Origin of the sequence: Variovorax sp. RA8 (assembly GCF_901827175.1) — a bacterium.
Lineage (GTDB): Bacteria > Pseudomonadota > Gammaproteobacteria > Burkholderiales > Burkholderiaceae_C > Variovorax.
This window is the reverse complement of the sequence record NZ_LR594662.1, coordinates 1,338,765-1,364,796: the sequence shown is the minus strand read 5'-3', so window position 1 is coordinate 1,364,796 and position 26,032 is coordinate 1,338,765. Positions and strand designations below refer to the sequence as shown.

Below are 26,032 nucleotides of genomic sequence, written 5' to 3'. Positions count from 1 at the left end.
GGCCTCCAGCCGGGCGGATGCTCTTACCGAGCAACCAGCGTACCGGTGCCCTTGTCGACTGGCTGCTGTTGGCCCGGATTCTGAGGATGCCCGACTCGACCACCCGCATGAAATGACGCGGGTACTTGAACCATGTTGCGCCTTCAAAACCCGAAGATCTCCCTGGGCACACCCTTGGCCGATTCACACTCTTGCCGGAAATCGTAGGGCACCTCGTCCGCGCAATCGGGCCACTGGCCGCTGGCGAGCCAAAACTCCACCAGCCCCAGCCGCGCGCACAGCCGCGGGAAGCGTGGGTCGTTGCGCAGCTCGGGCATGCTGGCCTGGAACAGCAGCGCGGTGCGGTAGCCGTCGGGGCCCATGATGTCGGTGCTGGCCCCTGCAGGCCCCAGGCGGGCACCATCGGCAGCACGGAAGGCCTCGTCGACCAGGCCCAGGTGCGCGGCATAGACCAGGCGGGCCACGTCCACACCGCCGGTGATCATCACGTGCGCCTCGAACTCGCTGCGCCAGGCGCCGATGTGCTCAGGCGTCGGGTCGCGCTTGGCGCGGACGAAAGGGATGGTGTCCTGGAACTCGCGCAGCGGGCGCGTGGCCGCGAGCGTGAGCAGGCGATCGACCGCCGTCCAATCCTGCAGGAAGGCATGGGCCCGCAGCAAGCTCGAGATCGGAAAGCTCATGTCGGGGATGCGCGCCACGAGGTCCTCGTACACGGGCACCGCCTCGGCGACCTGTCCCGTGGCCATGCGGGCCAACGCCACCAGGTTGGCCGACATCGGATCGAGCATGTCCAGGCGGTAGATGCGTTCGGCTTCGCCGAGGCTCGCACGCAGGCGGCCGGTCAGGCGCAGCAGCCAGCTGATGTAGCGCCGGCCGGCGCCCGAGCCGGGCGCCTGGCGCAGACGCTCGAGGAAGTCCTCGGCTTCGACGAACCGGCCGAAGGGCGGCATCACGAAGCATCGCGCGACGAGGGCGTCGTTGTTCTGCGCGTCGAGCGCCAGCGCGTGCGAGGCTTCGCGAACCACGTGCCCGGCGCTGGCTGCACGCTCGGCAAATGGCAGGTACATGTGAAGGAAGCTGCGCACGTAGGCGAGCCTCCCCCAGGCCTCGGCGAAATGCGGTGCGCGCTGCGTCACCACCTCGAGCACGCCGACGCTGGTGCGCAGCTCTTCCGGGGCATAGGACTTGGGGCTGGATCGCAGGTACAAGTCATAGACCGCAGGATCGACTGCGCGCGTCGCAACACCGAAGAAACCGTGGTCGAGCGCGCGCGCGATGCTTTCGGCGATGTCGTCCTGGACCTCGAAGATGCCTTCCAGCGCACGGTCATAGTGGTCGGACCACAGCGTCGTGCCGGACGCGGCCTCCGTCAGGTGGGCGCTGATGCGAACCTGGCCAGCCGCGCGGCGGATCGAGCCGTCGAGCACGTAGGCGCAGTTCAGGCGTTGCGCCGCCTCGGCCTTTCGTTCGCCACGGAACTGGAAGCTCGTGGTCCGACTGATCACCCGCAGCTGGGTGCCACGCGCGAGGCGCTGGATGATCTCCTCGCTGACGCCGTCGGAGAAGAACTGCATCTCGGGCTCGTTCGACAGGTTGTCGAAGGCGAGCACGGCGATCACGGGACGGTCGCGCGGAAACGACGACTCGGCCGGTGAGACGGGAGCGTCGTCGTCCAGCAAGGACAGCGTGAATTGGTAGCCGCGCCCCGCCACGGTGGCGATGGCGTCCGGCCCGAGAACCTTGCGCAGCGACGAGATCTGCACGGTGAGATTGTTCTCCTCGACCACCGTGCCAGGCCAGACCCGCGCCAGCAGTTCGTCCTTGGCGACCACGCGCTCGCGCAACTCGATCAGCGCCAGCAGCAAGTCGAACGCGCGTCCGCCGAGCGAGACCGGCTGGCCGTGGACCAGCAAGCGGCGCTCCGCCGGCCGCACTTCGAACCCCTTCGCTTTGAAGACCAAGACCTGGGCGCCTCTGTTGCTTGTCGGCCCCGATTGTCGGGCCACGGGGCGGGCTTTAGCAACGTTTCACATCGCTTAAAGACGTGGGCGTCCCCCGGCGCGCACAGTGCCTGCACCCCGCGAAAGGGCCGCACTTATCCACCATTCGCAAGGAGATCCCATCGTGAGCCAAGCATCCATCAAGATCGGCCTCGTCACCGACCAGACCGGCCCACTGTCCTTCCTCGGCATTGCCAACGCCAACCTCGCCCGCCTGGTGGTCGACGAGATCAACGCCGGCGGCGGCCTGCTCGGGCGGCGCATCGAGCTGATCACCGAAGACAGCGCCACCGACGACAAGGTGGCCGCGGCCAAGGCCGCCAAGCTGGTTCAGGGCGATCGCGTGGACGTGATCTTCGGCGGCATCTACAGCTCCACCCGGCAGGCGATCAAGGGCCCGGCCGTCGTGCAGGGCAAGAAACTCTACATCTACCCGGAGCAGTACGAGGGTGAGGAGAGCGACCCGCTCATCTTCTGCACCGGCCCCGTGCCGGCGCAACAGGTCGATTCGCTGATCCCCTGGCTGATGAAGCACACCGATGCTCGCGAGTTCTACCTCCCGTCGGCCGACTACATCTGGCCGCACGTAATGAACAAGCGCGTGCGTGCCGCGGTCACCGCGAACGGCGGCTCGATCGTCGGCGAGGAGTATTTCCCCATTGATCACGCGGACTACCGCGGCACGGTCGACAAGATCATGTCCAGCGGCGCGCAGGTAGTCTTCAACACCACGGTGCCGCCCGGCGTGGCGCCGTTCCTGCGCCAGCTGTATGAGGCCGGCTTCACGAAGCGCGGCGGCCGCATCGTCTGCCCCTACTTCGAGGAAAACTTTGCGAGCCTGCTGCCGGCCGAGCATGTCGAGGGCCTCTACAGCTGCCTCGACTACTACCAGGCCGTCAGCGACCCGTTCAGCACGGCGCTGCTGCGCCGCTACGACGAACGATTTCCGGGCAGCGCCAAGTTCACAGCCGGCAGCGCCAGCACGGGGCTGTATCGCGGGCTGAAGCTCTGGGAGGCGGCCGTGCGGGAGGCCGGCACGCTTGATCAGGCGGCGGTGATCCGCGCGCTCGACCACGCGCGCATCGCCGAAGGACCGGGTGGGCCCGCCGAAATGGTGCCTGGCCAGCACCACCTGCGGCTTACCATGTACGTCGGCCAGGTGCAGGCAGGGCAGATGAAGGTCATCGAGAACCTCGGCGTGATCGATCCCAACGAGCGCGTGCAGAGCGTGCAATGAGCCACGCCCGGCCGCTCCGAAGGGGCTCGCACCGCAGTGCGCAGCACGGAGGTTGCCGATTTAGCCAGGAGACCTGAGATGAAGCTGTACTACCACCCCGCTTCCACCGCGAGCAGGCCCGTGCTGCTCTTCGCTGCGGAGAGCGGTATCGAGCTCGACCTGAAGCTGGTCGACATCTTCAAGGGCGAGCACATGCAGCCGGCCTATCGTGCGCTCAACCCGAATGCGCTGGTGCCGATGCTGGAGGACGGCGATTTCCGCCTCACCGAGAGCTCGGCTATCCTGAAATACCTGGCCGACAAGATCGACTCGCCGCTGTACCCCAAGGGCCTGCAGCAGCGGGCGCGCGTCAACGAGCGCATGGACTGGTTCAACACCCAACTGAGCCGAGACTACTGCTTCGGCCTGGTGTTCGCCCAGCTGCTGCCGCACCACAAGCGGCGCAGCGACGAGGCGCAGGCCGGCACCGTGCAGTGGGGCCAGGAACGCTCGAAGGTGTGGCTGCAAGTCCTCAACGACCACATCCTCGGCCCCGGGCACAACTACGTGTGCGGGGATGCGATCAGCATCGCGGACCATTTCGGCGCCGGACTGCTCACCTTGGGCGAAGTGATCGGTTGCGATTTCGCGGCTTATCCGTACGTGCAGGGCTGGCTGGCGCGAATCAAGGCGCTGAAGAGCTGGAAGTCGGTGAACGCCACGCTCGACGGGGTCACCGCCGCGCACAAGGGCGAGTCGTTCGTGACCGTGTGAAGCGCCGGGGGGCGGACGCTCAGACGCCGAAGTCTTCTTTCGGCACGGCCCGTGCCTGCTCGCATGCGCGCTGGAAGTCGTAGGGCACTTCGCTCGCGCAGTCGGGCCACTTCCCGCTGGCCAGCCAGAATTCGACGAGTCCGAGCCGCGCGCACAAAGGCGCGAAACGCCGGTCGTTGCGCAGCTCGGGCATGCTGGCCTGGAACAGCAGCGCGGTGCGGTAGCCGTCGGGTCCCATGATGTCGTCGGCATGGCCGGCCGGCCCCAGGCGTGCGGCGTCGGCGGCGGCGTAAGCCTCGTCCACCAGGCCCAGGTGGGCCGCGTACACGAGGCGTGACACGTCGACCCAGCCCGTCCTGCGAACATGCGCTTCGAGCTCGTCGCGCCACGCGCCGATGTGCGTGGGCGAGGGGTCGCGCTTGGCGCGGATGAAGGGAAGCCCGTCCTGGAACTCGCGCAACTGGCGTTGCTCGGCCAGCGCGAGCAGGCGATCCACCGCGGCCCAGTCCTGCTGGAATGCATGGGCACGCAGCAGGCTGGACACAGGAAAGCTCATCGTGGGCATGCGCTCCACCAGTTCCTCGAACAAGGGAATGGCGTCGGCTATATGGCCTGCCGCCATGCGCGCGAGGGCGAGGAGGTTGGCCGACATCGGGTCCAGCACATCGAGCTGGTAGGCCTGCTCGGTGGCCGTCAGCGCCTCGCGCATCCAGCCGAAGTGGCGCAGGCCCCAGCCGATGTAGCGCTGCCCGTCGCCGGTGCCGGGTGCGCGGCGCAGACGAACGAGCGCGGCATCGGCCTCGACGAAGCGCCCGAACGGCGCGATCACGAAGTACTGCCCTGCCATCGCGTCGAGGTTCTGTGCATCGAGCGATAGCGCACGCTCGGCTTCGCGGTCCACCTGAGCCGCGCTGGCTGCGCGTTCGGCGAACGGCTGGTAGAAGCGCAAGAAGGCACGCAGATAGGCCAGCCGCCCCCATGCCGCGGCGAACTGCGGTGCGCGCGAGGTCACCAGTTCCAGCACGCCAACGTGGGTGCGCAGTTCGTCGGGCGCGTATCCCTTGGGCCTCGATCGGAGGTAGAGGTCATACACCGCCGGCTCCACCGTGGGGGCCGGCGCGCTGGCGAAGGCCTGATCGAGCGCGCGGGCGATGTTCTCGGAGATCTCGTCCTGCACGGCGAAGATGTCCTCCACCCCGCGCTCGAAGCGTTCCGACCACAGCGTGGTCTGCGAGGCGGCCTCCATCAGATGGGCACTGACCCGCACGCGGGCCGCTGCGCGGCGGATCGATCCGTCGAGCACGTGGGTGCAATGCAAGGCGTTCGCCGCCTCCGCCTTGCGATCGCCGCGGAACTGGAAGCTCGAGGTGCGTCCGATCACCTTGAGCTGGCTGCCACGCGATACGCGCTGAATGATTTCCTCGCTGACGCCGTCGGAGAAGAACTGCATCTCGGGGTCGTTGGACAGGTTGTCGAATGCCAGCACGGCGAGCAGCGGTCCGGCGGCCGGCGCGGCGGAGGTCGACGATGCGGCGGCCTGGGCCACGCGCTGTGCCTTTTCCGCGCTTGGAGGCGGCGTCAGCGCGCCAGCGCCGGCGACGGCCACTTCGCAGACCTCCACCGGATCGTCAACGCCGGCCATCCGGTACGGCCCATGCACGACCCAGCGCAGTGCAGCCTCGTCGGCATGGCCCACCGCACCCCGGCGCGCGAAGTCGTAGGCCGTGCGTGTCATCAGGATGCGCCCCTGGCCGGCAAGCGACATGACGCGCGCGGCGATGGCCTTGGCCAGGCCCTCGACCTCCAATGCCTTGGCGCCTCGCGCGATGTCGGCGGCCGCGTTCTCGCGCAGCACCACCTCGCCGAGATGAATGCCCACGCGCGAGGCGAGGGAAGCCTTCGACTGGGCGCCGAGTTCGAGCAGTTGCGCCTGGTAGGCAAGCGCGAAGCGCACCGCCTCGACCGGCCGCTCGAACAGCAGCAGGAACCCGTCGCTCTTGTCGATCTCGCGGCCGCCGTGCACAGCGAGCAGGTCGCGCGCGATGCGGTCGTGGCGTGCCATCAACTCGGCCGCGGCGGCGTCGCCCAGGCGCTCGACGAGGTACGTGCTGGCGACCAGGTCGCACAACAGCAGCGCGCGGATCGCGGGGGAGGATGGGCCGGGTGCGGGAGTTGGCATGCAAGGGTCCCTCGATCGAGACCACCGCGCGGTAGCCGCGTCAGGCCACATCTTCGCACAGGAGCCTGCCAGTTCAGCGGCGCATGGCCGTTGCGAGCGATTCGACGTCCGGATCTGGGGAACACCAAGCGTCGAGCGTGCATCCGGCAGGGCTGGAGCGCAGCAACAACCTTGCTGTCAACCGCCGCGATCCGAAATGGCGCGGGTCTGTCATACCCGCGCAGCCAGAAAGTCTAGAAAGCACGCGATTCGCGCCGCCAGCTTCGTATTCCGGTAGTACACCGCATTGATCCCCTGGCGCACGTCGGCGGTGTCGTTCACGAGCAATTGCACCAGGTCACCGCGCTTTCGGTCGCCGGCGGTCATGAAGTCGGAGAGGCAAACAATGCCTGCGCCTTCGAGTGCCAATTGCCTGAGCGTCTCGCCGCTGGACGCTCTGATGCTCGGCGTGATCTGCCATTCGTCGCCGTGCGTGCCGCGCAGCGGCCAACGGTTGAGCGAATCCGGCTGCGTAAAGCCCAGCAGCGTGTGCTTCGCCAGCGCCGCCACGTTCTTCGGGCGGCCCTGCGTCGCGAGATAGGCGGGGCTTGCCAGCACGCGAATGCGGCTGGTGGCGAGCGGCCGCGCGTGGAGGCTGGAGTCGCGCAGCTCGCCGATGCGGATCGCGATGTCGGTGCGGCGCTCCAGCAGGTCGATATTGAGCTCGTCCGTGTCCAGCTCCAGCGCGATGTGCGGATAGGAGCGGTGAAACTCGGGCACCAGCGGAACGATCACGTGCAGCATGAACGGTGTCGCGGCGTTCACCCGCAACTGACCCGCGGGATGCTGGCGCCGCGCGGCCATCTGCTCCTCGGCGCTGTCGATCGACGCCAGGATCGCTTGGGCATGTGCAAGGAATGCGGCGCCCTCTTCCGTGAGCTCGATGCGGCGTGTCGTGCGGCGCAGCAGCGTCGTTTCAAGCTTCGTCTCGAGCCGGCCGAGCGCACGGCTCACGCCCGATACCGTCTGCTCCAGCTGCTCGGCCGCGGCCGTGATGGAGCCGGCATGGACGACCGCGGCAAAAGCCTGCAATTCCTCGAGCGTGGTCTTCATCGGATTCTTGATTTCGAGTCAATAGTGTAGTGATGAATAGGCGCTTTTTCTGCAAGGAGGTCTGACCCACACTCGACCCCGACCTCAACAGGAAAGCTCTCATGCCCATTGCCCTCCTCGCGCTGACGCTCAGCGCCTTTGCTATCGGCACGACCGAATTCGTGATCGTCGGCCTGCTCCCCACGGTCGCGGCCGACCTCGGCATCGGCCTGCCTTCCGCCGGCCTGCTGGTCAGCCTCTACGCGCTCGGCGTCGCCGTCGGCGCGCCGGTGCTCACCGCCCTCACCGGCAAGGTGCCGCGCAAGGCGCTGCTGCTCGGCCTCATGGCGCTCTTCACCGCCGGCAACCTGCTGGCCTGGCAGGCGCCCAGCTATGAAACGCTGGTCGCCGCGCGTGTGCTCACCGGGCTCGCGCATGGCGTGTTCTTCTCGATCGGCTCGACCATCGCCACCGGCCTGGTGCCGAAGGAGAAGGCAGCGAGTGCCATCGCCGTCATGTTCACCGGCCTCACGGTCGCGCTGGTGACGGGCGTGCCGCTCGGCACTTTCATCGGCCAGCACTTCGGCTGGCGCGAAACTTTCCTCGCCGTGTCGGCGCTGGGCGTGGTCGCCTTCGTCGGCAGCTGGCTCTTCGTGCCCGCCGGTATCCGCCACACGCCGCCCGCCTCGCTTGCGCAGCAGGCGAAGGTCCTTGCCGAGCCGCGGCTGCTGCTGGTCTACGCCAAGACGGCGATCGGCTACGGCGGCTCTTTCATCCCGTTCACCTTCCTCGCGCCGATCCTCACCGAGGTGTCCGGCTTCAGCGCCGGCGCTGTGGGCTGGGTCATGCTGGTCTACGGCCTCTCCGTCGCGGCCGGCAACATCTGGGGCGGCAAGCTGGCCGACCGCCGGGGCCCGATCCCGGCGCTGCGCATCATCTTCGCCCTGCTGGCCGCCGTGCTGCTGGTCTTCAATTTCGCGGCGCCGCACAGGTGGTTCGCGCTCGCTACCGTGCTCGCGTGGGGCGCCGTTGCCTTCGGCAACGTACCGGGCCTGCAGGTCTATGTGGTGAAGCAGGCCGAGCGCTTCACGCCACAGGCGGTGGATGTGGCCTCGGGCCTGAACATCGCCGCCTTCAACCTCGGCATCGCCGGCGCCGCCTGGGCCGGCGGCCTGATCGTCACCCACCTGGGCCTGATGCACACGCCGTGGATCGGCGCGCTCGTGGTGCTGGTCTCGCTGGCGCTCACGCACTGGAGCGGTGTTCTCGACCGCCGCAGCGGCATCGCCGTGCGCTCCGGCGGCCCGGCTCCCGTCGGCCACTGAACAACTCACCCGCAGAGAACTTCCCAATGAACACACACGCCATTCCACGCTTCGGCCTCGGCACCTTCCGCCTCCAGGGGCAGACCGTCATCGACTCCGTCAAGACCGCCCTCGAGCTGGGCTACCGGCTCGTCGACACCGCCCAGATCTACGGCAACGAGGCCGAGGTCGGCCAGGCCATCGCCGAAAGCATCACGCCGCGCGATGCGATTTTCATCACCACCAAGATCTGGACCGAGAACTGCGCACGCGACAAGCTCGTCGCCAGCCTGAAGGAGAGCCTGCGAAAGCTGCGCACCGACCGCGTCGATCTCGCGTTGATCCATTGGCCCCCGCCCGGCAACGCGGTGCCCGTGGACGAGTTCATGGGCGCGCTCGCCGAAGCGAAGGCGCAAGGCCTGGCCCGGCAGATCGGCGTGTCGAACTTCACCGTCGCGCTGATGAAGGAGACCATCGCCGCCGTCGGCGCAGAGGCGATCGCGACCAACCAGGTCGAGCTGCATCCGTATCTGCAGAACCGCAAGGTGGCTGATTTCGCAAGAAGCCAAGGCATCGCCATCACGTCCTACATGACGCTGGCCTACGGCAAGGTGCTGGCCGATCCGGTGATCGAGGAGATCGCGGCCGCGCGCAAGGCGACGCCGGCGCAGGTGGTTCTGGCCTGGGCGATGCAGCTGGGCTACGCGGTCATCCCTTCGTCGACGAAGCGTGCCAATCTTGCGAGCAATCTCGAGGCGCATCGGCTGGTGCTCGACGGTTCGGACATGGCGCGCATCGCCGCGCTGGACCGCGGCGAGCGGCTCACCAGCCCCGAAGGCCTGGCACCGGCCTGGGACTGAGAAAGCCTACCGGCCCCTACTTCGCGCCGGGGTGCAGGCCCAGCACGTTGGCACCGATGGCCGGATCGACGAAGCGCTCCAGCCGGTGTGGATGCAGCATCACCGTGATCTCGCAGGAACCCGTGCCCACCGTGAGCCCCAGCAGGTGGCCACCGGCGCCGATGAAGGTGCCGTCGGTCACGATGCCGTGCGCATGGATCGAAGGTTTGCCCTCCTTCCAAGCGATGCTGCCCGTCAGGTTGGCCAGCTCCACGTCCTTGAAAGTCTTGGGATCGAAGACCTTCCTCGAGAAGTCGTAGAAGCCGAACTTGGCTTCCCGCATGAAGCCGATGCCGACGATGCTCGCGCTCGGGATCTGCTCGACCGCCGCGAGCCGCTCGAGATGGGCGATGACGTCGTCGCCATTGCGCAGCACCATCAGGTAGCCCGTGGGCGTGCGCGTGTACTTGCCCGTGAGGTCCTGCGCCGACGCGCCGAAGGCAAGGGTCGCCAGCAGGGCCGGCAGCAATAGAAGGCGTTTCTTGAACATGCGTTGTCTCGATTCCTGGTTCTGAAAGATCACACGGCGCACGATGCGGACCTGCATCGGCGGGGGCCAGTCTAGGAACGCGACCCAGCTCCGGCAAACGAGTTTTTTAAGGGCGAATGCGGAGAAAAAGTTGAAGCGTTTGCACGCACACTCGACGCGTACAAGGAGCCCTACGTGTCACGACCCATCCCGCCACTGAATGCGCTGCGTGCCTTCGAAGTCGCCGCGCGGCACTTGAGCTTTACGCGCGCGGCCGACGAGCTGTTCGTCACCCCCTCCGCCGTCAGCCACCAGGTCAAGACGCTGGAAGAGAACCTCGGCGTCGCGCTCTTCATGCGCGATTCGAAATCGCTGTCGCTCACAGCCGCGGGCAAGGCCTACCTGCCCGGCGTGCAGGAAGCGTTCAAGCAACTCGTCTTCGCCACGCACCAGCTCCACAAGACGCTGGGCGTGCCCTCGCTGAAGATCAACCTGCCGCCGACCTTCGCAGTGAAGTGGCTCACGCCGCGCATGCGCCGCTTCATGCAGGCGCACCCGGACATCGACCTCAAGATCTCCACCGAAAAGGACATGGTCGACTTCACGCGTCAGGACTTCGACATGGCCGTGCGCTATGGCCGCGGCACCTACCCGGGCCTCTACTCCGAGCTGTGCCTGCCTGTGGAGGTGTTTCCTGTATGCAGCCCTGCGCTCGTGCTGGACGAGGCGCACCCGCTGAAGACGCCCTCCGACCTGCGCTTCCACACGTTGCTGCACGACGAAAGCACCTACGACGACGTCAGCAACCCCAACTGGTCGATGTGGCTCGAGCAGGCCGGCGTGGCGGACGTCGATGCAACCCGCGGTCCTTCGTTCTGGCCCAGCCACCTGGTGATCGGCGCGGCGATCGACGGCCTCGGCGTGGCGCTTGCGAAGAAGCATTGGGTGGCCGACGATCTGGCCTACGGCCGGCTTGTGCGCCCCTTCGAAGGCAGCATGCAGGTCGAGTTCGCCTACTACATTGTCTTTCCGGAAGACCGGGTCAACGATCCGCGCATCCGCGCATTTCTCGGCTGGGTGCGCGAGGAACTCGCGCGCGACCGTCAAGCGCCGTCGAGCCGGTAATAGCGCACCGCGTTGTCGTGCCATAGCGCGCGGCGCACGGCCGCAGGGCGCGGCGCGATGGCGGCCTCGAACCCCGCCAGGATCGTGGCGTAGTCCGCCACCAGGCTGTCGACCGGAAAGTTGCTGGCGAACATGCAGCGCGACGGCCCGAAGATCGCAATGGCTTCGCGCATCACCGGCACGTTGTCGGCCTGCGTCCACGGCACTTCGCGGCGCCCGAGGCCCGAGATCTTGATCGCGGTGTTCGGCTGCGCGGCCAGCGCTTCCAGCGCCGCGCGCCAGCCGCGCATGCCGGCCTCGCTGCGGTCCGCGGGCAGGCCGGTGTGGTTGAGGATCAGCATCGTGTGCGGGAAATCGCGCGCGAGCTCGGCCGCCTGGTCCAGGTTCCACCACGGTGCCTGCAGGTCGAACGAGAGGCCGTGGGTCGCCAGCAGCGCATACCCGCCGCGCCAGCGCGCGTCGTCCATCGAACCGGCCAGACCCCGCTTCGCCTCGGCCGGCGATGCGGCGGTGACGGGCTTGTGCCGGATGCCGCGCACCAGCGGGAACGCGGCCTGCGCGGCGAGCACCCCAGCCACGTCGCCGTGGTCGAGCGCCGCATGCGCGACGACCGCCGAAGGCCGCCCGTACGCCTGCGCAAGCTGCGTGAGCCAGCGCGTCTCGGCCACCGGATCGGCGCGATCCCATTCGGCCTCAACGTGCACCGTGGCCGCAGGCGCACGGCCGCGTGTGTCGCGCGCCAGGTCCTCGAGCAGGTAGTTGCGCCGCAGTGCGGAATAGTCCCCGTAGCGAAAGGCCGCCACCGTCTCGCCCTGCAACCAGGGGTAGGGGTTTGCGTCGAGGTCCCAGAAGTGCTGGTGCGCGTCGACAAAGGGTTCGACCAGATCGGGATCCATGGCGTAATTCTCGCGCGCTCAGTTCGAGAGCTTGAGCTTGCCGGCGAGGTTCTTGAAGAACGCACTCTCGCGCGTCATCACCGCTTCGAGCGTCGCATCGTCGGCATAGGTGTCGGTGCTGAAATGCAGCTTCTGCAGCGCGTCGAGCCACACCGGCTCCTTCACCGCCTTGGCGGTCGCGGCCTTCAGCACCGCCATCACGTCGTCGGGCGTGTTGCGCGGCGCGGAGAGCCCGCGCCAGATGCCGATCGACAGGTCGATCTTGCGCTCCTTCAGCGTGGGCACGTTCTCGAAGCCGTCCGCCACGCGCTGGTCCGCCATCACGGCCAGCGCCTTGAGCTTGCCGGCGGCGATGTAGGTCGAGACTTCGGCCGTGCTCACGGTCACCGCATCGATGTGGCCGCCCAAGAGCGCCAGAACGGCCGGCGCACCGCCGGCATAGGGAATGTGGTTGAACTGGGCACCGGTCTTCTCCGCCAGCGCGGCGGCCGCCATGTGCCAGGTCGAGCCGTGGCCGGCGTTGCCGACGCGGACGTTCGCGTCAGGCTTGCGCGCAGCATCGAGAAACTGCTCGAGCGTGGCATACGGCGCGTCGGCGCGCACCACCACCGCGGCGGGATCGGCGTTGAGCCGCGCGATCGGCCGCAGATCCTTGTACGAGAACTTGGCAAGGCCCAGGTGGTTCAGGAAGGTCAGCTCGGTCGACGACAGCACGATCCGGTAACCGTCCGGCTTCGCGTTCACCACTTCGCCCAGGCCCAGCACGCCGCTGGCGCCGGGCCGGTTGATCACGACGATGGGTTGCGGCAGGTGCCTGGCGACGGCAGCGCCGAAGGCGCGGCCGACCACGTCGGCCCCGCCGCCGGCCTGCCAGGGAACGACCAGCTCGATGGGCTTGGCGGGATAGGCGCCGCCCTGCGCCGAGGCGGTCACGGCGAAGGTGCTGCCGAGCAGCATGGCGGCGGGCCAGGTGCGCAGCCACTGGCGGCGCGCGGTGTCGATCGATGGGAGGGTCATGTCTTTGTGTCTCCGTCTGTGATGTCGTTATGCGTTGCGGGCCGCTCCGAAGGCGCCGGACCGGCGCAGCGCGTCGATGCGCGAGGCCGTCATCCCGATCTCGCCCAGGATCTCGTCGGTGTGCTGGCCCAGCAGCGGCGCCGGATGCCGCACCTGCTGCGGTGTGCCGCTGAGCTTGACAGGAAAGCCGAGCGCGCGGGTCTCGCCTTCCACCGGGTGCTGGATCTTCAGCACCATGTTGCGCGCTACCGCCTGCTCGCTCTCCAGCGCTTCGGCGTAGTTGTAGATCGGGGCGGCGGGCACGCCGGCGGCGAGCAGCGCATCGACCCACTCGCCGGCTGTGCGGCGCGCGAACTCGCGCTCGAGCTCGGCGATCAGCACTTCGCGATTGCGGATGCGCAGCACGTTGTCGGTGAAGCGTGGGTCCTGCACGAGGTCCCCGCGGTCGATCACGCCGCACAGCGCCGTCCACAGCTTGGGGTTGGCCGCGCCGATGACGAAATGGCGGTCCGAAGCGCGCACCGCCTGGTAGGGCGCGCTCATGCGGTTGGCGCTGCCGATCGGCACCGGCAGCTCGCCCGTGCCCCAGTACTCGGCCGACTCCCAGACCGACAGGCCCAGCGCGGTCTCGAACAGCGAGGCGTCGACGAACTGACCCTCGCCGGTGAGCCCGCGGCCGATCACCGCGCTCAGGATGCCGTAGGCCGCGAAGAGCCCGGCCCCGAGGTCGGCCAGCGGCACGCTGGACTTGACCGGCTCCTGGCCCGGATGGCCCATCACGCTCATCACGCCGGTCATGGCCTGCGCGATCAGGTCGAGGCCCGGCCGCTTGGCCCAGGGACCGGTCTGGCCGAAGCCCGAGATGCTGGCGTAGACCAGGCGCGGGTTGATCTCGCGCAGCGAGGCGTAGTCGATCTTCAGCCGCGCGGCGACGCCAGGGCGGTTGTTCTCGACCAGCACGTCGGCGTCCTTCACCAATGCGTAGAAGGCTTCGAGCCCGGCCGGGTTCTTGAGGTCGATCTCGACACTGCGCTTGTTGCGGTTGAGGGCCAGGAAGCCGCCGCTGTCGGCGCCCTTGAGACGGAAGCCCATGGACTTGCGGGTCTGGTCGCCGACGCCGGGCGTCTCGACCTTGATGACGTCCGCCCCCATGTCACCGAGCAACATGCAGCAGAAGGGGCCGGCCATGATCTGGCTGACGTCGAGGACCTTGATGCGGGAAAGAGGAAGGGTCACGCGGGAGCTCCGTGGTGTTCTGGGTTCGGTTTGGCTCAGCGGCCCGTGAAGACCGGCCTGGTCTTGGCGAGGAAGGCCTGGAAGCCGATGCGGTAGTCCTCGGTGTCGAAGCAGGCATAGGCCTCGTCGGCTTCCTCGGGCGTGAGCGGTGCCGGCTGCGCCAGCCGCCGCACGAACTTCTTGTGCCAGCGCGCCACCAGCGGCGCGCCGTTGGCGATGCGGCGCGCGGTCGCGTCGCCCTCGGCAAGTACCTCGGCGTCGTCGACCACGCGGTTCACCAGGCGCTTGGCGAGGGCCTCCTTCGCATCGAAGACGCGGCCTTCGAGAACGATCTCCAGCGCGGTGGCGCTGCCGACCAGATCGACCAGGCCGCCGAGCTCGCCATAGGACATCACGAGGCCCAGCTTGTTGACCGGCACGCCGAAGCGGCTCGAGGTGCCGCAGATGCGCATGTCGCAGACCGATGCGATCTCCAGCCCGCCGCCCACGCACGCGCCCTCGATCACGGCCAACGTCGGGTGCCTGCTGTTCGCGATGGCCTGCATCGCGCCGTGCGTGACCTTGGCGTACGCGCCCGCCTGCTTCGAGCCGGCGCGCAGTCTTGTGAATTCTTCGATGTCGGCGCCAGCCGAGAACGCCTTGCCGCCGGCGCCGCGCAGCACGATGCAGCGCAGTTCGTCGTCGGTCGACAGCGCGGCGAATGCGTCGGAAAGGCCCTGCCACATGCCGAGGTCCATCGCGTTCATGCGGTCGGGGTTGTCGAGGGTGATTGTTGCGATGCGTGCTTCGCGCTCGACGAGGATGTGCGAGGTCATGGTGTGGGTCGTCTCTTTGGTGTGAGGGCCGCAGTCTAGGCAGCGGCTCGGCCTGGGCCAAACGAAAAAAACTGGGCTCTTCTTCAAGAAAAAGTCGTGGCTGCGCCTGTGAAATTTTCTCGGCCGGGCTTCAAGTAAATCAACGTTGTGGCGCCCGGCTACCGTTCTTAGACTCGCGGCCCACACAGCAAACAGGACCTCGGAGACACATGGCCCTCGTCAACTACATCACCCAGATCCAGATCGACTTCGGCGCGGTCCAGCTGCTCGCGCAGGAATGCGAACGCATCGGCATTCGCCGCCCGCTGGTCGTCACCGATGCCGGCGTGCGCGCCGCGGGCGTGCTCGACCGGGTGACCGCCCACCTGGGCGCCACCCGCTTCGTCGTGTTCGACGGCACGCCCTCGAACCCGACCGAGCGTGCGATGCGCGAGGCCGTCGCGCTCTACACCGAGAGCAGATGCGACGGCATCATCGCCGTCGGCGGCGGCTCGCCGATCGACCTGGCCAAGGGCGTGGCCGTCTGCGCGACGCACGAAGGGCCGCTCAAGTCCTTCGCCGCCATCGAAGGCGGCGTGGCGCGCATCACGGCGGCCACGGCGCCGGTGATCGCCGTGCCCACGACGGCCGGCACCGGCAGCGAGGTCGGCCGCGGCGCGGTGCTGATCCTGGACGACGGCCGCAAGGTCGGCGTGCTCTCGCCCTTTCTGGTACCGCGCGTCGCCCTCTGCGACCCCGAGCTCACGCTCGGCCTGCCGCCTTTCCTGACGGCCGCCACCGGCATGGACGCCATCGCCCACTGCATGGAAACCTTCATGGCACCGGCCTTCAACCCGCCGGCCGACGGCATCGCGCTCGACGGCCTGCGCCGCGCCTGGAAGCACATCGAGACCGCAACCGCATCGCCCGGCGACCGCGAGGCGCGGCTCAACATGATGAGCGCGTCGATGCAGGGCGCACTCGCCTTCCAGAAGGGCCTGGGCTGCGTGCACAGCCTGAGCCATTCGCTGGGCGGCCTGAGCCCGCGCCTGCACCACGGCACGCTCAACGCGATCCTGCTGCCGGCCGTGATCCGCTTCAACGCCGCGGCGCCGTCGATGCAGAAGGACGAGCGCCTGGCGCGCATGGCGCAGGCCATGGGCCTGGCGCACGCCGACGAGGTTGCGCCCGCCGTCACCGAGATGAACCGGCGGCTCGGGCTGCCGGCCGGGTTGGCCGCGATCGAGGTGTCGCCGGAGATCTTCCCGCGCGTTATCGATGGCGCGCTCAAGGACCACTGCCACAAGACCAACCCGCGCGAGGCGAGCCCGGCCGACTACGAGGCCATGTTGACCGCGTCCATGTAGCGCGGCCTTCCCACAACACCATCGGAGACAAGACGACATGCAAAGACGCCACTTCATCGCCTCGGCCCTCGCCGCCACCGGCGCGCCGCTCGTGGGCGCCCAGTCTCCCCTTCCGAGCGGACCCGTGCGTATCGTCGTGGGCTTTCCGCCCGGCGGCGGCACCGACGTAATGGCGCGCGTGATGGCGCAGAGGCTGTCGGCCATGTGGAGCACACCGGTGACGGTCGAGAACAAGGCAGGCGCCGGCGGCGTGATCGCCGCGGAGTACGTGGCCAGGCAGCCGGCCGACGGCACTTCGCTGCTCATGACCAACATCAGCAACCATGCCATTGCACCGGCGCTCTACCCCACCCTGAGCTACGTGGTGGAGCGCGACTTCACACCGATCATGCTGGTGGGCGTCACGCCCAACCTGCTGATCTGCAACCCGGAGCAGCCGGCGCGCAGCGTCAAGGACATCGTGGCGCTGTGCCGGACGAAACCAGGCACCGTGACCTTCGGCTCCTCGGGTGCCGGTGCGTCCCAGCACCTCGCGATCGAACTCTTCAAGCTGCGCGCCGGCGTCGATGCGTTGCACGTGCCCTACCGCGGCTCGGCGCCGATGCTGACCGACCTGATCGGCGGCCAGATCAACTACAGCTTCGAAACCATGACTTCGGCCACGCCGCACGTGGCGAGCGGCAAGCTGGTCGCGATCGCACAGACCCGGCCGCAACGGTCGAAGGCGCATCCGCAGGTGCCGACCGTTGCCGAGCTCGGCTACCCCGGGTTCGACGCCAGCACCTGGTACGGGCTGGTCGGCCCCGCGCGCATGCCGCCGGCCACGGTGCAGCGCATGAACGAAGACTTCAACAAGGTGCTCGCGATGCCCGACGTCGTCGAGAAGCTCGCGAGCTACGGCGCGGAAGACGGCGGCGGATCGGCGGCGAAGTTCGTCGAGTTCATCGGCGTCGAGAAAGAGAAGTGGGCCAGGGTGGTCAAGGAAGCCAAGGTCACCGTCTGAGCGCAACGCGCGCATCCATCGATACATGCAACAGGAGACACACCATGCAGAAGTTCAATCCCTCACTCAAGCGCATGGCGGGCAGCATGCTCGCTGCATTGCTCGCCTTCGGCGCCGGCACGGCCGCGGCGCAGGCACCCGCCAAGCTGCGCTTCAGCCACACCGTGCCGGAGAGCGACTCGCAGCACAAGGCCGCGCTGGAGTTCGCCAGGCGCGTGAAGGAGCGGACCCAGGGCGGCGTGGAGATCCAGGTCTTCGCCAACAGCCAGCTCGGCAACGACGTGACGCTCGTGACCGGGGTGCGCAGTGGCACGATCGACATCGGCGCCACCGGCAATCCCTTCGTTACCGGCCTCGCGCCCAAGCTCAATGCCCTCGACCTGCCCTACCAGTTCGCCGATGCGCAGCAGGCCTACCGCGCGCTCGATGGCGCCGTGGGCCGGTCGCTGCTCGACGAGCTCTCCACGCACCAGCTCAAGGGCCTGGCCTTCTGGGAGATCGGCTTTCGCAGCCTGGGCAACAACAAGCGTCCGATCAACGCCGCCGACGACATCAAGGGCCTGAAGATCCGCACCACGCCGAACCCCTCGCACCTCAAGGCCTTCCAGCTGCTGGGCGCGAATCCGCAGCCGATGCCCTTCGCCGAAGTCTTCGGCGCGCTCGAATCGGGGGCGGTCGACGGCCAGGAGAACCCGCCGACGCTCATGCTGTCTTCCAAGATGTACGAGGTGCAGAAGTACCTCTCGCTCACGCGACATGCCTACACGCCGCTGGTCGTGATCATGAACAAGGCACGGTTCGAATCGCTCAAGCCCGAGTTCCAGAAGGTGGTCATGGAAGAAGCCGCCACGGCCGCCAGCTTCCAGCGCAAGCTCAACGCCGACGGCGAGAAGGACGCCATCGCCCAGTTGCGCGCGAAGGGCATGCAGATCAACGAGAATCCGGACACCGCCAGCATCCGCAAGCTGGTGCGCGACGAGACCCGCAAGCTGTACGTCGAGAAGAACGGCGATGCGGTATTGAAAGCTATGGACGCGCAACCCTGAGGCGCGCATGGACGGCACGCTTCCGTCGGCCATCGTCGACGCGCACCACCATCTCTGGCAGCTGGCCGAGGGCCGCTACCCCTGGCTGCAGGAAGGCTACGACGCCGGGGCCTTCTTCCTCGGCGACTACAGCGCACTGCAGGCAGACTTCGGCGCCGAGGCCTACCGCGCGCGCACCGGAGGCCTCGACATTGTCGCCACGGTTCACGTGGAGGCCGAGCGCCACCGCGCCGAATCGGTGGCAGAGACGCGCTGGCTGCACGCGATGCATGCGAAGCACGGCTTCCCGAACGCGCTCGTGGTGCACGTCGACCTGTTGGCGCCTGATGCCGACGCGCAGCTCCGCCAGCACCTCGAGTGGCCGCTGGTGCGCGGCGTGCGTTGCAAGCCGCTCACGTCGCCGAGCGCGACCGGCAGCGTGCGCGGGCAGCCCGGTGCACTGCAGGACGCGCGCTGGCATGCCGGGCTCGCGCTGCTCGCCGCGCACGACCTGGCGTGGGACCTGCGCGTGCCGTTCTGGCACCTGGAGGAAGCGGCCGACGCTATCGCCCGCGTTCCCGCGCTGCGCGTGGTGCTCGAGCATGCCGGCCTGCCCTGGGACCGCAGCGAAACGGGCCTCGCGCACTGGCGCCGCGGCATGACGGCACTGGCCGCGCTGCCGAACGTGCACGTCAAGCTGTCGGAGTTCGGCCTGCCCGATGCGGCCTGGGATGCATCGAGCACCGTGCGCGTGATCCGCGAGACGGTCGCGATCTTCGGCTGGCAACGCTGCATGTTCGCGAGCAACCTGCCGGTGTCGGGCCTGCGCGCGCCGATGTCCGAACTGGCGCGCACGGTGAGCGAGGCGCTGGCCGGCCTGGACGCCGAGGCCCGCGACGCCATCTGGCGCGGCAATGCGCTGAGCTTCTACCGCATCGACGCCACCGGCCGCTGAGCGGCGCCGGGCAGGCCCACAACAACTGGAGACAGACATGTTTTCCCGCCTCTTCGAGCGCGGCGCCAATGTGCTGATGATCGCGATGATGGCCGCCATGGTCGCGCTCGTGTTCGGCAACGTGGTGCTGCGCTACGCCTTCAACTCCGGCATCGTCTTTTCGGAGGAAGCTTCGCGCTTCGTCTTCATGTGGCTCACGCTCGTCGGCGCGCTGCTCGTGATGAAGGACAACGCGCACCTGGGCATGTCCACCATCGTCGCGCGGCTCGGCGAGACCGGCCAGCGCATCTGCCGCGGCATCGCCGACCTCGGCGCCCTCGCCTGCTGCCTGCTGCTGACCCACGGCGCCTGGAAACTGGTGGTGATCGGCATGGACGATCGCGCCCCCGTCACCGGCGTGCCGCTGGGCGCGGTGTACGCCTGCCTGCTGGTGAGCAGCGCCGGCATGGCGCTGATCCTCCTGAACTCGCTGTGGCGCCTGCTGAGCGGACGCATGCCGCGCGAAGAACTCGTGAACGACACCGGCAGCGCCGGCGAATGACGGCAACCGAAAGCCCCGCATGACCATCTTCGTCTTCATCACCTCGCTGCTGGGGGCCATGGCCTTCGGCATGCCCATCGCCTTCGCACTCCTGGTCTGCGGTGTCGCCCTCATGATGCACCTGGGCAGCTTCGACACCCAGATCCTCGCGCAGAACATGCTCGAAGGCGTCAACAACTATCCCCTGATGGCGGTGCCCTTCTTCATGCTCGCCGGCGAGCTGATGAATGCGGGCGGCCTCTCCTCGCGCATCGTGAAGGTGGCCGATGCGATGGTCGGGCACGTGCGCGGCGGGCTGGGCTACGTGGCCATCATCGCGGCCACCGTGGTCGCGAGCATCTCGGGCTCTGCCGTGGCCGACACCGCGGCGGTCGCGGCGCTGCTGATCCCGATGATGCGCAATGCGGGCTACAACGTGCCGCGCGCGGCCGGGCTGATCGCCGCGGGCGGCATCATCGCGCCGGTGATCCCCCCATCGATCGCGATCGTGGTGTTCGGCGTGGTCGCGCAGGTGTCGATCACCAAGCTGTTCCTGGCCGGCCTGTTCCCCGGGATCATGATGGCGCTGACGCTCACGGCCACCTGGTGGCTGTGCGCGAAGAAGGAAAAGAAGGTCGAAGTACGAAGCTTCGACCTGGGCGAACTGGGCCGCTGCCTGCTCGATGGCGTCTGGGCGCTGGTGCTGCCCTTCGCGATCATCGGCGGCATGAAGTTCGGAGTTTTCACGCCAACGGAGGCTGCGGTGGTGGCCGTTGTCTACGCCTTCGTGGTCGGCCGCTTCGTCTACGGCGAGCTCAGCTTCAGCCGCCTGCCCGAGCTGGTGCTGAGCGCCACCAAGACCTCGAGCACGGTACTGTTCCTGGTGGCCTGCGCGCTGGTGTCGGCCTGGCTCATCACCATTGCCAACATCCCCGCGCAGGTGGCCGCGTTGCTGGAGCCTTTCATTGACAACAGGATTCTCCTGATGTTCGTGATCATGATCCTGGTGATCATCGTCGGCACCGCGCTCGACCTGATGCCCACGGTCCTGATCATGACGCCCATCCTGATGCCGGTCATCACCAAGGCCGGCATCGACCCGGTGTACTTCGGCGTGATGTTCATCATGAACAACGCCATCGGCCTGCTCACGCCGCCGGTGGGCACTGTGCTCAACGTCGTGGCCGGCACGGCGCGCGTCAGCCTCGACAGCGTGATCCAGGGCGTCTGGCCCTTCCTGCTGTCGCTCACGGCACTGATGTTCCTGTTTGTGCTGTTTCCGCAGCTGATCATGGTGCCTGCCGGCTGGCTGCGCTGAGAACCGGCAACCCGACCCCCCAAGCACACGGTGTGCTGTCCGCCATGATGTTCACATCTGAGCGCCGATCATCCAGGGAACGGTTTCCTCGTTGCCCACGCCCAGCTGCTCGCTCTTCGACTTTTCGCCGGACGCGACGGCCAGCATCTTCTCGAAGATTTCCCTTCCCTTTTGCTCGAGAGTGGCGTCACCGTCCATGATGTCGCCGCAGTTGATGTCCATGTCGTCGCGCATGCGGGCATACATCGTTGAATTGGTGGCGAGCTTGATGGAGGGCGCGGGCTTCGAACCAAAGCAGGAACCGCGGCCGGTCGTGAAAGCAACCAGGTTCGCTCCACTGGCGATCTGGCCAGTAGCGCCCATCGGGTCATAGCCGGGCGCATCCATGAACACCAGCCCGCGGGCGGTGATCGGTTCCGCGTACCGATAGACCGCCATCAGGGCCGACGAGCCGCTCTTTGCGACGGCGCCCAGCGACTTCTCGAGGATGGTCGTCAGTCCGCCCGCCTTGTTGCCGGGCGTCGGGTTGTTGTCGATGCTGCCCTTCTCTCGGTCGGCGTAATCTTCCCACCACTTGATCAGGTCGACGATGCCTTGTCCGACCTCGGGCGAGACCGCGCGACGCGTAAGCAAGTGCTCAGCGCCATAGATCTCCGGGGTCTCGCTCAGGATCGCCGTGCCACCCTGGGCGACCAGCAGATCGACCGCAACGCCGAGCGCGGGATTCGCAGTGATGCCGGAGTAGCCGTCGGATCCACCGCACTGCAGCGCGACCGTCAGGTGCGCGGCGGACACTGGCACCCTGCTGCATTGGTTGGCCTCGGGAAGCATCTTTTCTATGGCTGCAATCGCCGCGTCAGCAGTCTTGCGTGTGCCGCCCAGGTCCTGTATGACCAACGGGACGGTCGTGCGGCCGGGTTCGATATCTTGCGCCACGAACATGGCTCCCATCTGATTGGCTTCGCAGCCCAACCCGATGACCACGACGCCTGCAAAATTCGCATGTTTCACGTAGCCGCCCAGCGTTCGGCGCAACTGATTCACACCGTCCCCGTTATGGTCGATGCAGCAACCGAAGCTGTGCGTGACGGGCACGACCCCGTCCACGTTGGGATAGGCATCGAGCATGCCTGCCTTGGAAAAATGCTCAACGACGAGCTTGGTGACGGAAGACGAGCAATTGACAGTGCTCACCACGCCGATGTAGTTGCGCGTCCCTACCCGGCCGTCCGGCCGCAGGAAGCCCAGGAACGTTGCGGCCTCCGCGGCGCCCTCGGGTTTCCGGGCGTCGGCCCCGTAGGCGTGGTCGCGTTGGAACGCGCCCATTGCCAGGTTGTGCGTGTGCACGTGTTCGCCCCGTCGAATCGGTCGGGTGGCAAAGCCGATGATCTGCCCATATCGCCGGACCGCTTCGGACTGCTCGATATCAGCTATCGCTACCTTGTGTGCCGCCGGTATGTCGGCACCGACGACTACGCCTGCATACTCCGACAGGACACTGCCGCGCGAAAGCGCGTGCCGGGCGATCGCCACGTTGTCGTTCGGATCCAGCCTGAGAGCCAGGGATTCACCAGTGACCATGAAAGAATCCCTCACTCGAGCTTGACGCCGGCTTCCTTGATCACGGAAGCCCACTTGGCCATCTCGGACTTCAACGTGCTGCGGAATTCCTCGGGCGAGCTGGGCGTCAGTTCGAGTCCCTGGTCGCCGAGCTGTTTCTTCACCTCCGCGCGCGCCAGCACGTTGCGCAACGACGCGTTGATGCTATCGACCACGTCCTTGGGCATGTCACGCGGCCCGACGATCCCGAACCATGCGTTGGTTTCGAAGCCCGGGAGACCTGATTCGGAGACCGTAGGCACGTCGGGCATGGCGGGCGAACGCTTGGCACTGGTGACTGCCAAGGCGCGGACCCGGCCCGCCTTCACATGCGGCACAGCGGTAGCCATCTGGTCGAACAACAGCTCGATCTGGCCGCCCATCACGTCGGTCATGGCCATTGCATTGCCCTTGTAGGGAACATGCTTGATGTCCACCTTGGCCGTGCTCTTGAACAATTCGCAGGCCAGGTGCTGGGAGGTGCCGCTGCCCGCCGAGCCGCAGTTCAGGGAGCCGGGCTTGGCTTTCGCCAGCGCCACCAGGTCGCTGATCTTCTTAGCCGGAAAGCTGTTGTTGCTGACGATCATCAGGGGCGACGAAGCGAGCATGGAGATCGGCGTGAAGTCTTCGATCGGGTCGAACGGCACCTTGGCGAACAGGCTCGAGTTGGTGACGTGCGTGATGGGGACCACCATCAGCGTGTAGCCATCCGCCGGTTGCCGGGCGACGTACTGCGATCCGATGATGCCGCTCGCGCCCGCCCGGTTCTCGACGACGACGGTCTGCTTCCAGGCTTCGCCGAGCTTCACGGCCAGCACGCGAGAGAGCAAGTCGGCGGTGCCGCCCGGCGGGAACGCGGCGATGATGGTGACCGGCTTGGCAGGATAAGCCGGCTCTGCAAGCGCCGGGGCGCTGGCGCCCAGCCACAGTGTTGCTGCTGCGGCGGCCAAGAATGAAAGAGCTTTCATGTTGGAGTCCTTGAGTAGAGGGTTTTGACCGGAGGCCTAGGCAGCCTGTGGCACGAGCTTCTCGGCGGCCGAGCCCACGTCGATGCCTTGCTGCCCCAGGACGCTCTGCAACTGGCGCACGTCGAGCGCCGCGGGCGTGAGGCCCTGCTCGGCCGCCAGCGCTGCGCCGACCCCGGCAATCTGGCCGGTCACCAGGCAGCAGTACTGGCCACGGGTCCACATGTCCGCTTCGTGCGTGACGGACAGCACACGGCCGCTCACGGTCATGCCGTCGACCTTGTTCGGCGTGAACACGCGCCAAGGGATCTCGAACCACGTCAGGTCGGTGGTCACGGTGCGGTAGACGGCGTCATTCGGTGCGCCCTCGCCCCCCTCGGCCTTGTGCCAGTCGCGCCCTGCTGCCATGTGTCGCCAGACGCGGATCACGCTGTCGTCGAATGTGCGTTGTGCGACCAGATCTTCCTGCGGCAGCACGTAGGGGCCGCGCACCCGGCGTGTTTCGCGCACGCCGACCGTTGGCGAGGAGTCGATGACGTAGGCATTCTCGAACCCGGGGATGTATTTGCGGATGACGGTCTTCAGCTGGCGGTTCTGGAGCCGGGCCTGGGTGTCGGCGCGCGAGATGTCCCAGGCGTTGGTGCCGTCGACGCCGTAGACGCGCGAGTTGTTCACGGTAACGATGCCGTGCGCGACGTCGATGCCCTCGAACCGAAGGTAGTGGATCTCTTCCGGGAGTTCGCCAGCAGCGCGGGCCTTGTCGGCGATATGGAAGAAGCCGGACAGCCGAACGAGCCCTTTTTCGGGCTGGATGATGTGAAAGTTGGGGTCGGCTGTGAAGTACTCTTTCGGTTGACTGCGGCAGTAGTCGATCACTTTGCCCAGGTCGACACCTCCGAGCCTGAAAAGCACGCTCATCGGGCGCATCTTGTTGTCCGTCTCGCGCCCCTTGACGTACTCGGCGCCGGCTGCTGCGGCGACGTCGGCATCACCCGTGGCGTCGACAACGGCTTTCGCCAGAATCGCCTGGCGCCCGGACTTGTTCTGGATGATCACGCCCTTGATGCGTGAGCCTTCCATGATCGCGTCCTCGATCCAGGTGTAGTTCAGCACTTCGACGTTGGCCTGCTGCAGCAGGTCGACAGCCGCCTGCTTGAAGCCCTCGGGGTCGAAGGGAAAGGTCGGCCCCGTGATGTTGCCTTCGCCGCGCTCGGCCAGCGTCAGCGCGATTTCGCGGGCCACGCCGGTCATCCGCGAAACCGGCACGTTCCAGGTGTTCATGAGGACCGCGGTGGCGGCCCCGCCCAGGAACGCGTTCTTCTCGATCACCATGGTCTTGGCGCCGGCGCGGGCGGCGCCGAGCGCCGCACCGATGCCGGAGACGCCGCCGCCGCACACCAACACATCGACCTCGCGGACGATTGGCGTGTTGCGGGGCGGCTCGACCAGGAAGTGCTCCTGGGAGTTGATGGAAGTGGCTTGCATGGGTAGTTTGCTCCTGGGTTGGTCCGGACTCGCTCAGCCGATGGCTGCAGTTCGGCTCTGGTATGAAAAAAGGGTGGCCTCGTAAGAAAGCCGCACGTGTTCGCGAGCGCGCGCTTCGGCGTCAGCGGCGTTGCGCGCCTTCACGGCGTCGAGGATGGCGCGGTGTTCCCGAATCGCGGCGTCGCGCCGTTGCGCGTCGGCGCGCAGGACCGAGCGGCGGGAGTGGACGATTTGCCCGTTGAGCGAATCGAGGATGTTGGCCAGGCGCTGGTTGCGGGCGGCGGCAACCAGGAGATTGTGAAAGTCCGTTCCGATCTGCACCCAACGATGCCAGTCCTGCTCGTTTTCATAGCGCACGCACAAGGACTCGAGTTCGGCGAGCTCCGCCTCGGTTGCGCGCTGCGCAGCGCAGCGCGCCGCAGTGCCTTCCAGGGACTCGCGCAGATCGAACAGGTCGCGAAGATCATCCATCGAGCGGTGGGGAACGATGTAACCGCGCGCAGGCACTGGCTGCACGAAGCCATCCCGCGCCAGCACTTTCAGCGCCTCGCGCACCGGTGTGCGGCTCATGCCCATCCGGGATGCCAGATGCACCTCGAACAGAGGGGCCCCCGGTGCGAACTCTCCTTGGAGGATCGCCTCGCGCACCTTTTGGTAGGCATGGGTCGCTAAGTCTTCGTTCTTGAGATTCAGCATGTGTCGACTCGGTGTGGACTCTGTGTATACACGGTGTACGCATCATAGAGGCTGCACGCGGCAGCGCGCCAGTGCTTTCAACTAGGTAAATACCCCTGGTGGCGCATGAGACCGGTCGA

The 26,032-nt window shown here is 67.3% G+C and carries 23 protein-coding genes; 11 read left to right on the top strand and 12 right to left on the bottom strand.

What is annotated here, in order from left to right:
• Window positions 1–143: 143 nt before the first annotated feature.
• Window positions 144–1,961 (bottom strand): winged helix-turn-helix domain-containing tetratricopeptide repeat protein, encoded by a 1,818-nt coding sequence (locus E5P3_RS06525; protein ID WP_162585236.1) that lies wholly within the window; start codon window positions 1,959–1,961, stop codon window positions 144–146.
• Window positions 1,962–2,124: 163 nt separating this feature from the next.
• On the opposite strand from E5P3_RS06525, the gene E5P3_RS06520 reads away from it, so the two are divergent.
• Both E5P3_RS06520 and E5P3_RS06515 read left to right on the top strand, forming a co-directional pair.
• Window positions 2,125–3,237 carry a substrate-binding protein gene (locus tag E5P3_RS06520; RefSeq protein ID WP_162585235.1) on the top strand — a complete coding sequence of 371 codons (1,113 nt, stop codon included), beginning with the start codon at window positions 2,125–2,127 and terminating at the stop codon, window positions 3,235–3,237.
• A gap of 78 nt (window positions 3,238–3,315) precedes the next feature.
• A complete protein-coding gene (locus E5P3_RS06515) occupies window positions 3,316–3,990 on the top strand; it encodes a glutathione S-transferase family protein (RefSeq protein WP_162585234.1) in 675 nt (224 codons plus the stop codon).
• Between the two features lie 19 nt (window positions 3,991–4,009).
• Here the strand turns inward: E5P3_RS06515 and E5P3_RS06510 are convergent, their stop codons facing one another.
• Both E5P3_RS06510 and E5P3_RS06505 read right to left on the bottom strand, forming a co-directional pair.
• Window positions 4,010–6,169 carry an adenylate/guanylate cyclase domain-containing protein gene (locus E5P3_RS06510; protein ID WP_162585233.1) on the bottom strand — a complete coding sequence of 720 codons (2,160 nt, stop codon included), beginning with the start codon at window positions 6,167–6,169 and terminating at the stop codon, window positions 4,010–4,012.
• Window positions 6,170–6,379: 210 nt separating this feature from the next.
• Entirely contained in the window at window positions 6,380–7,261 is an 882-nt protein-coding gene (locus E5P3_RS06505; protein ID WP_162585232.1) for a LysR substrate-binding domain-containing protein, read from the bottom strand.
• 101 nt (window positions 7,262–7,362) lie between these two features.
• Between E5P3_RS06505 and E5P3_RS06500 the strand changes: the two genes are divergently transcribed.
• Both E5P3_RS06500 and dkgB read left to right on the top strand, forming a co-directional pair.
• Window positions 7,363–8,565: an MFS transporter gene (locus E5P3_RS06500; protein WP_162585231.1), complete on the top strand. Its 1,203-nt coding sequence runs from the start codon at window positions 7,363–7,365 to the stop codon at window positions 8,563–8,565.
• A 26-nt stretch (window positions 8,566–8,591) separates the two neighbouring features.
• Window positions 8,592–9,404 carry a 2,5-didehydrogluconate reductase DkgB gene (gene dkgB, locus E5P3_RS06495; RefSeq protein WP_162585230.1) on the top strand — a complete coding sequence of 271 codons (813 nt, stop codon included), beginning with the start codon at window positions 8,592–8,594 and terminating at the stop codon, window positions 9,402–9,404.
• A 16-nt stretch (window positions 9,405–9,420) separates the two neighbouring features.
• Here dkgB and E5P3_RS06490 read toward each other — a convergent pair whose 3' ends face one another.
• Window positions 9,421–9,933: a PPC domain-containing DNA-binding protein gene (locus tag E5P3_RS06490; RefSeq protein WP_162585229.1), complete on the bottom strand. Its 513-nt coding sequence runs from the start codon at window positions 9,931–9,933 to the stop codon at window positions 9,421–9,423.
• Window positions 9,934–10,107: 174 nt separating this feature from the next.
• On the opposite strand from E5P3_RS06490, the gene E5P3_RS06485 reads away from it, so the two are divergent.
• A complete protein-coding gene (locus tag E5P3_RS06485) occupies window positions 10,108–11,037 on the top strand; it encodes a transcriptional regulator GcvA (protein ID WP_162585228.1) in 930 nt (309 codons plus the stop codon).
• Here the strand turns inward: E5P3_RS06485 and E5P3_RS06480 are convergent.
• The 4 genes from E5P3_RS06480 to E5P3_RS06465 are packed head-to-tail and all read right to left on the bottom strand — an operon-like array spanning window position 11,016 to window position 15,001.
• Window positions 11,016–11,933 (bottom strand): amidohydrolase family protein, encoded by a 918-nt coding sequence (locus tag E5P3_RS06480; RefSeq protein WP_162585227.1) that lies wholly within the window; start codon window positions 11,931–11,933, stop codon window positions 11,016–11,018. The two genes, E5P3_RS06485 and E5P3_RS06480, sit on opposite strands and share 22 nt — an antisense overlap.
• Before the next feature lie 18 nt (window positions 11,934–11,951).
• Window positions 11,952–12,950 carry a tripartite tricarboxylate transporter substrate binding protein gene (locus E5P3_RS06475; RefSeq protein WP_162585226.1) on the bottom strand — a complete coding sequence of 333 codons (999 nt, stop codon included), beginning with the start codon at window positions 12,948–12,950 and terminating at the stop codon, window positions 11,952–11,954.
• Between the two features lie 27 nt (window positions 12,951–12,977).
• Window positions 12,978–14,186, bottom strand: a complete 1,209-nt coding sequence (locus E5P3_RS06470) for a CaiB/BaiF CoA transferase family protein (RefSeq protein ID WP_162585225.1) — start codon at window positions 14,184–14,186, stop codon at window positions 12,978–12,980.
• 35 nt (window positions 14,187–14,221) lie between these two features.
• Window positions 14,222–15,001 carry an enoyl-CoA hydratase-related protein gene (locus E5P3_RS06465; protein ID WP_162585224.1) on the bottom strand — a complete coding sequence of 260 codons (780 nt, stop codon included), beginning with the start codon at window positions 14,999–15,001 and terminating at the stop codon, window positions 14,222–14,224.
• 209 nt (window positions 15,002–15,210) lie between these two features.
• On the opposite strand from E5P3_RS06465, the gene E5P3_RS06460 reads away from it, so the two are divergent.
• The 6 genes from E5P3_RS06460 to E5P3_RS06435 are packed head-to-tail and all read left to right on the top strand — an operon-like array spanning window position 15,211 to window position 21,168.
• Window positions 15,211–16,347 carry an iron-containing alcohol dehydrogenase gene (locus E5P3_RS06460; RefSeq protein WP_162585223.1) on the top strand — a complete coding sequence of 379 codons (1,137 nt, stop codon included), beginning with the start codon at window positions 15,211–15,213 and terminating at the stop codon, window positions 16,345–16,347.
• A gap of 37 nt (window positions 16,348–16,384) precedes the next feature.
• On the top strand, window positions 16,385–17,350 hold the full coding sequence (locus E5P3_RS06455; protein ID WP_162585222.1) for a Bug family tripartite tricarboxylate transporter substrate binding protein: 966 nt from the start codon (window positions 16,385–16,387) through the stop codon (window positions 17,348–17,350).
• A 44-nt stretch (window positions 17,351–17,394) separates the two neighbouring features.
• Window positions 17,395–18,396: a TRAP transporter substrate-binding protein gene (locus E5P3_RS06450; protein WP_174263040.1), complete on the top strand. Its 1,002-nt coding sequence runs from the start codon at window positions 17,395–17,397 to the stop codon at window positions 18,394–18,396.
• 7 nt (window positions 18,397–18,403) lie between these two features.
• On the top strand, window positions 18,404–19,330 hold the full coding sequence (locus tag E5P3_RS06445; protein WP_162585221.1) for an amidohydrolase family protein: 927 nt from the start codon (window positions 18,404–18,406) through the stop codon (window positions 19,328–19,330).
• A 37-nt stretch (window positions 19,331–19,367) separates the two neighbouring features.
• Entirely contained in the window at window positions 19,368–19,871 is a 504-nt protein-coding gene (locus tag E5P3_RS06440) for a TRAP transporter small permease (RefSeq protein ID WP_162585220.1), read from the top strand.
• Window positions 19,872–19,890: 19 nt separating this feature from the next.
• A complete protein-coding gene (locus E5P3_RS06435; protein WP_162585219.1) occupies window positions 19,891–21,168 on the top strand; it encodes a TRAP transporter large permease in 1,278 nt (425 codons plus the stop codon).
• A gap of 51 nt (window positions 21,169–21,219) precedes the next feature.
• On the opposite strand, the gene E5P3_RS06430 is transcribed toward E5P3_RS06435, so the two are convergent.
• From E5P3_RS06430 to E5P3_RS06415, 4 genes are read right to left on the bottom strand one after another with little or no spacing between them, the layout of a single operon-like run.
• A complete protein-coding gene (locus E5P3_RS06430; protein ID WP_162585218.1) occupies window positions 21,220–22,749 on the bottom strand; it encodes a UxaA family hydrolase in 1,530 nt (509 codons plus the stop codon).
• Window positions 22,750–22,760: 11 nt separating this feature from the next.
• On the bottom strand, window positions 22,761–23,735 hold the full coding sequence (locus E5P3_RS06425) for a tripartite tricarboxylate transporter substrate binding protein (protein ID WP_162585217.1): 975 nt from the start codon (window positions 23,733–23,735) through the stop codon (window positions 22,761–22,763).
• A gap of 36 nt (window positions 23,736–23,771) precedes the next feature.
• The gene (locus tag E5P3_RS06420) at window positions 23,772–25,217 is read right to left on the bottom strand and encodes an FAD-dependent oxidoreductase (RefSeq protein ID WP_162585216.1); all 1,446 of its coding nucleotides are present in this window, start codon (window positions 25,215–25,217) and stop codon (window positions 23,772–23,774) included.
• Window positions 25,218–25,250: 33 nt separating this feature from the next.
• Window positions 25,251–25,913, bottom strand: coding sequence for a GntR family transcriptional regulator (locus tag E5P3_RS06415; RefSeq protein ID WP_162573891.1), 663 nt, complete (start codon window positions 25,911–25,913; stop codon window positions 25,251–25,253).
• Window positions 25,914–26,032 lie beyond the last annotated feature (119 nt).

Bases quoted from the DNA above. Each gene is read 5' to 3' on its own strand.
- E5P3_RS06435 (WP_162585219.1), top strand. From the start codon at position 19,891: ATGACCATCTTCGTCTTCATCACCTCGCTGCTGGGGGCCATGGCCTTC.
- E5P3_RS06420 (WP_162585216.1), bottom strand. From the start codon at position 25,217: ATGCAAGCCACTTCCATCAACTCCCAGGAGCACTTCCTGGTCGAGCCG.
- E5P3_RS06415 (WP_162573891.1), bottom strand. From the start codon at position 25,913: ATGCTGAATCTCAAGAACGAAGACTTAGCGACCCATGCCTACCAAAAG.
- E5P3_RS06455 (WP_162585222.1), top strand. From the start codon at position 16,385: ATGCAAAGACGCCACTTCATCGCCTCGGCCCTCGCCGCCACCGGCGCG.
- E5P3_RS06445 (WP_162585221.1), top strand. From the start codon at position 18,404: ATGGACGGCACGCTTCCGTCGGCCATCGTCGACGCGCACCACCATCTC.
- E5P3_RS06430 (WP_162585218.1), bottom strand. From the start codon at position 22,749: ATGGTCACTGGTGAATCCCTGGCTCTCAGGCTGGATCCGAACGACAAC.
- E5P3_RS06510 (WP_162585233.1), bottom strand. From the start codon at position 6,169: ATGCCAACTCCCGCACCCGGCCCATCCTCCCCCGCGATCCGCGCGCTG.
- E5P3_RS06500 (WP_162585231.1), top strand. From the start codon at position 7,363: ATGCCCATTGCCCTCCTCGCGCTGACGCTCAGCGCCTTTGCTATCGGC.
- E5P3_RS06490 (WP_162585229.1), bottom strand. From the start codon at position 9,933: ATGTTCAAGAAACGCCTTCTATTGCTGCCGGCCCTGCTGGCGACCCTT.
- E5P3_RS06465 (WP_162585224.1), bottom strand. From the start codon at position 15,001: ATGACCTCGCACATCCTCGTCGAGCGCGAAGCACGCATCGCAACAATC.
- E5P3_RS06440 (WP_162585220.1), top strand. From the start codon at position 19,368: ATGTTTTCCCGCCTCTTCGAGCGCGGCGCCAATGTGCTGATGATCGCG.
- dkgB (WP_162585230.1), top strand. From the start codon at position 8,592: ATGAACACACACGCCATTCCACGCTTCGGCCTCGGCACCTTCCGCCTC.
- E5P3_RS06475 (WP_162585226.1), bottom strand. From the start codon at position 12,950: ATGACCCTCCCATCGATCGACACCGCGCGCCGCCAGTGGCTGCGCACC.
- E5P3_RS06450 (WP_174263040.1), top strand. From the start codon at position 17,395: ATGCAGAAGTTCAATCCCTCACTCAAGCGCATGGCGGGCAGCATGCTC.
- E5P3_RS06425 (WP_162585217.1), bottom strand. From the start codon at position 23,735: ATGAAAGCTCTTTCATTCTTGGCCGCCGCAGCAGCAACACTGTGGCTG.
- E5P3_RS06515 (WP_162585234.1), top strand. From the start codon at position 3,316: ATGAAGCTGTACTACCACCCCGCTTCCACCGCGAGCAGGCCCGTGCTG.
- E5P3_RS06460 (WP_162585223.1), top strand. From the start codon at position 15,211: ATGGCCCTCGTCAACTACATCACCCAGATCCAGATCGACTTCGGCGCG.
- E5P3_RS06505 (WP_162585232.1), bottom strand. From the start codon at position 7,261: ATGAAGACCACGCTCGAGGAATTGCAGGCTTTTGCCGCGGTCGTCCAT.
- E5P3_RS06480 (WP_162585227.1), bottom strand. From the start codon at position 11,933: ATGGATCCCGATCTGGTCGAACCCTTTGTCGACGCGCACCAGCACTTC.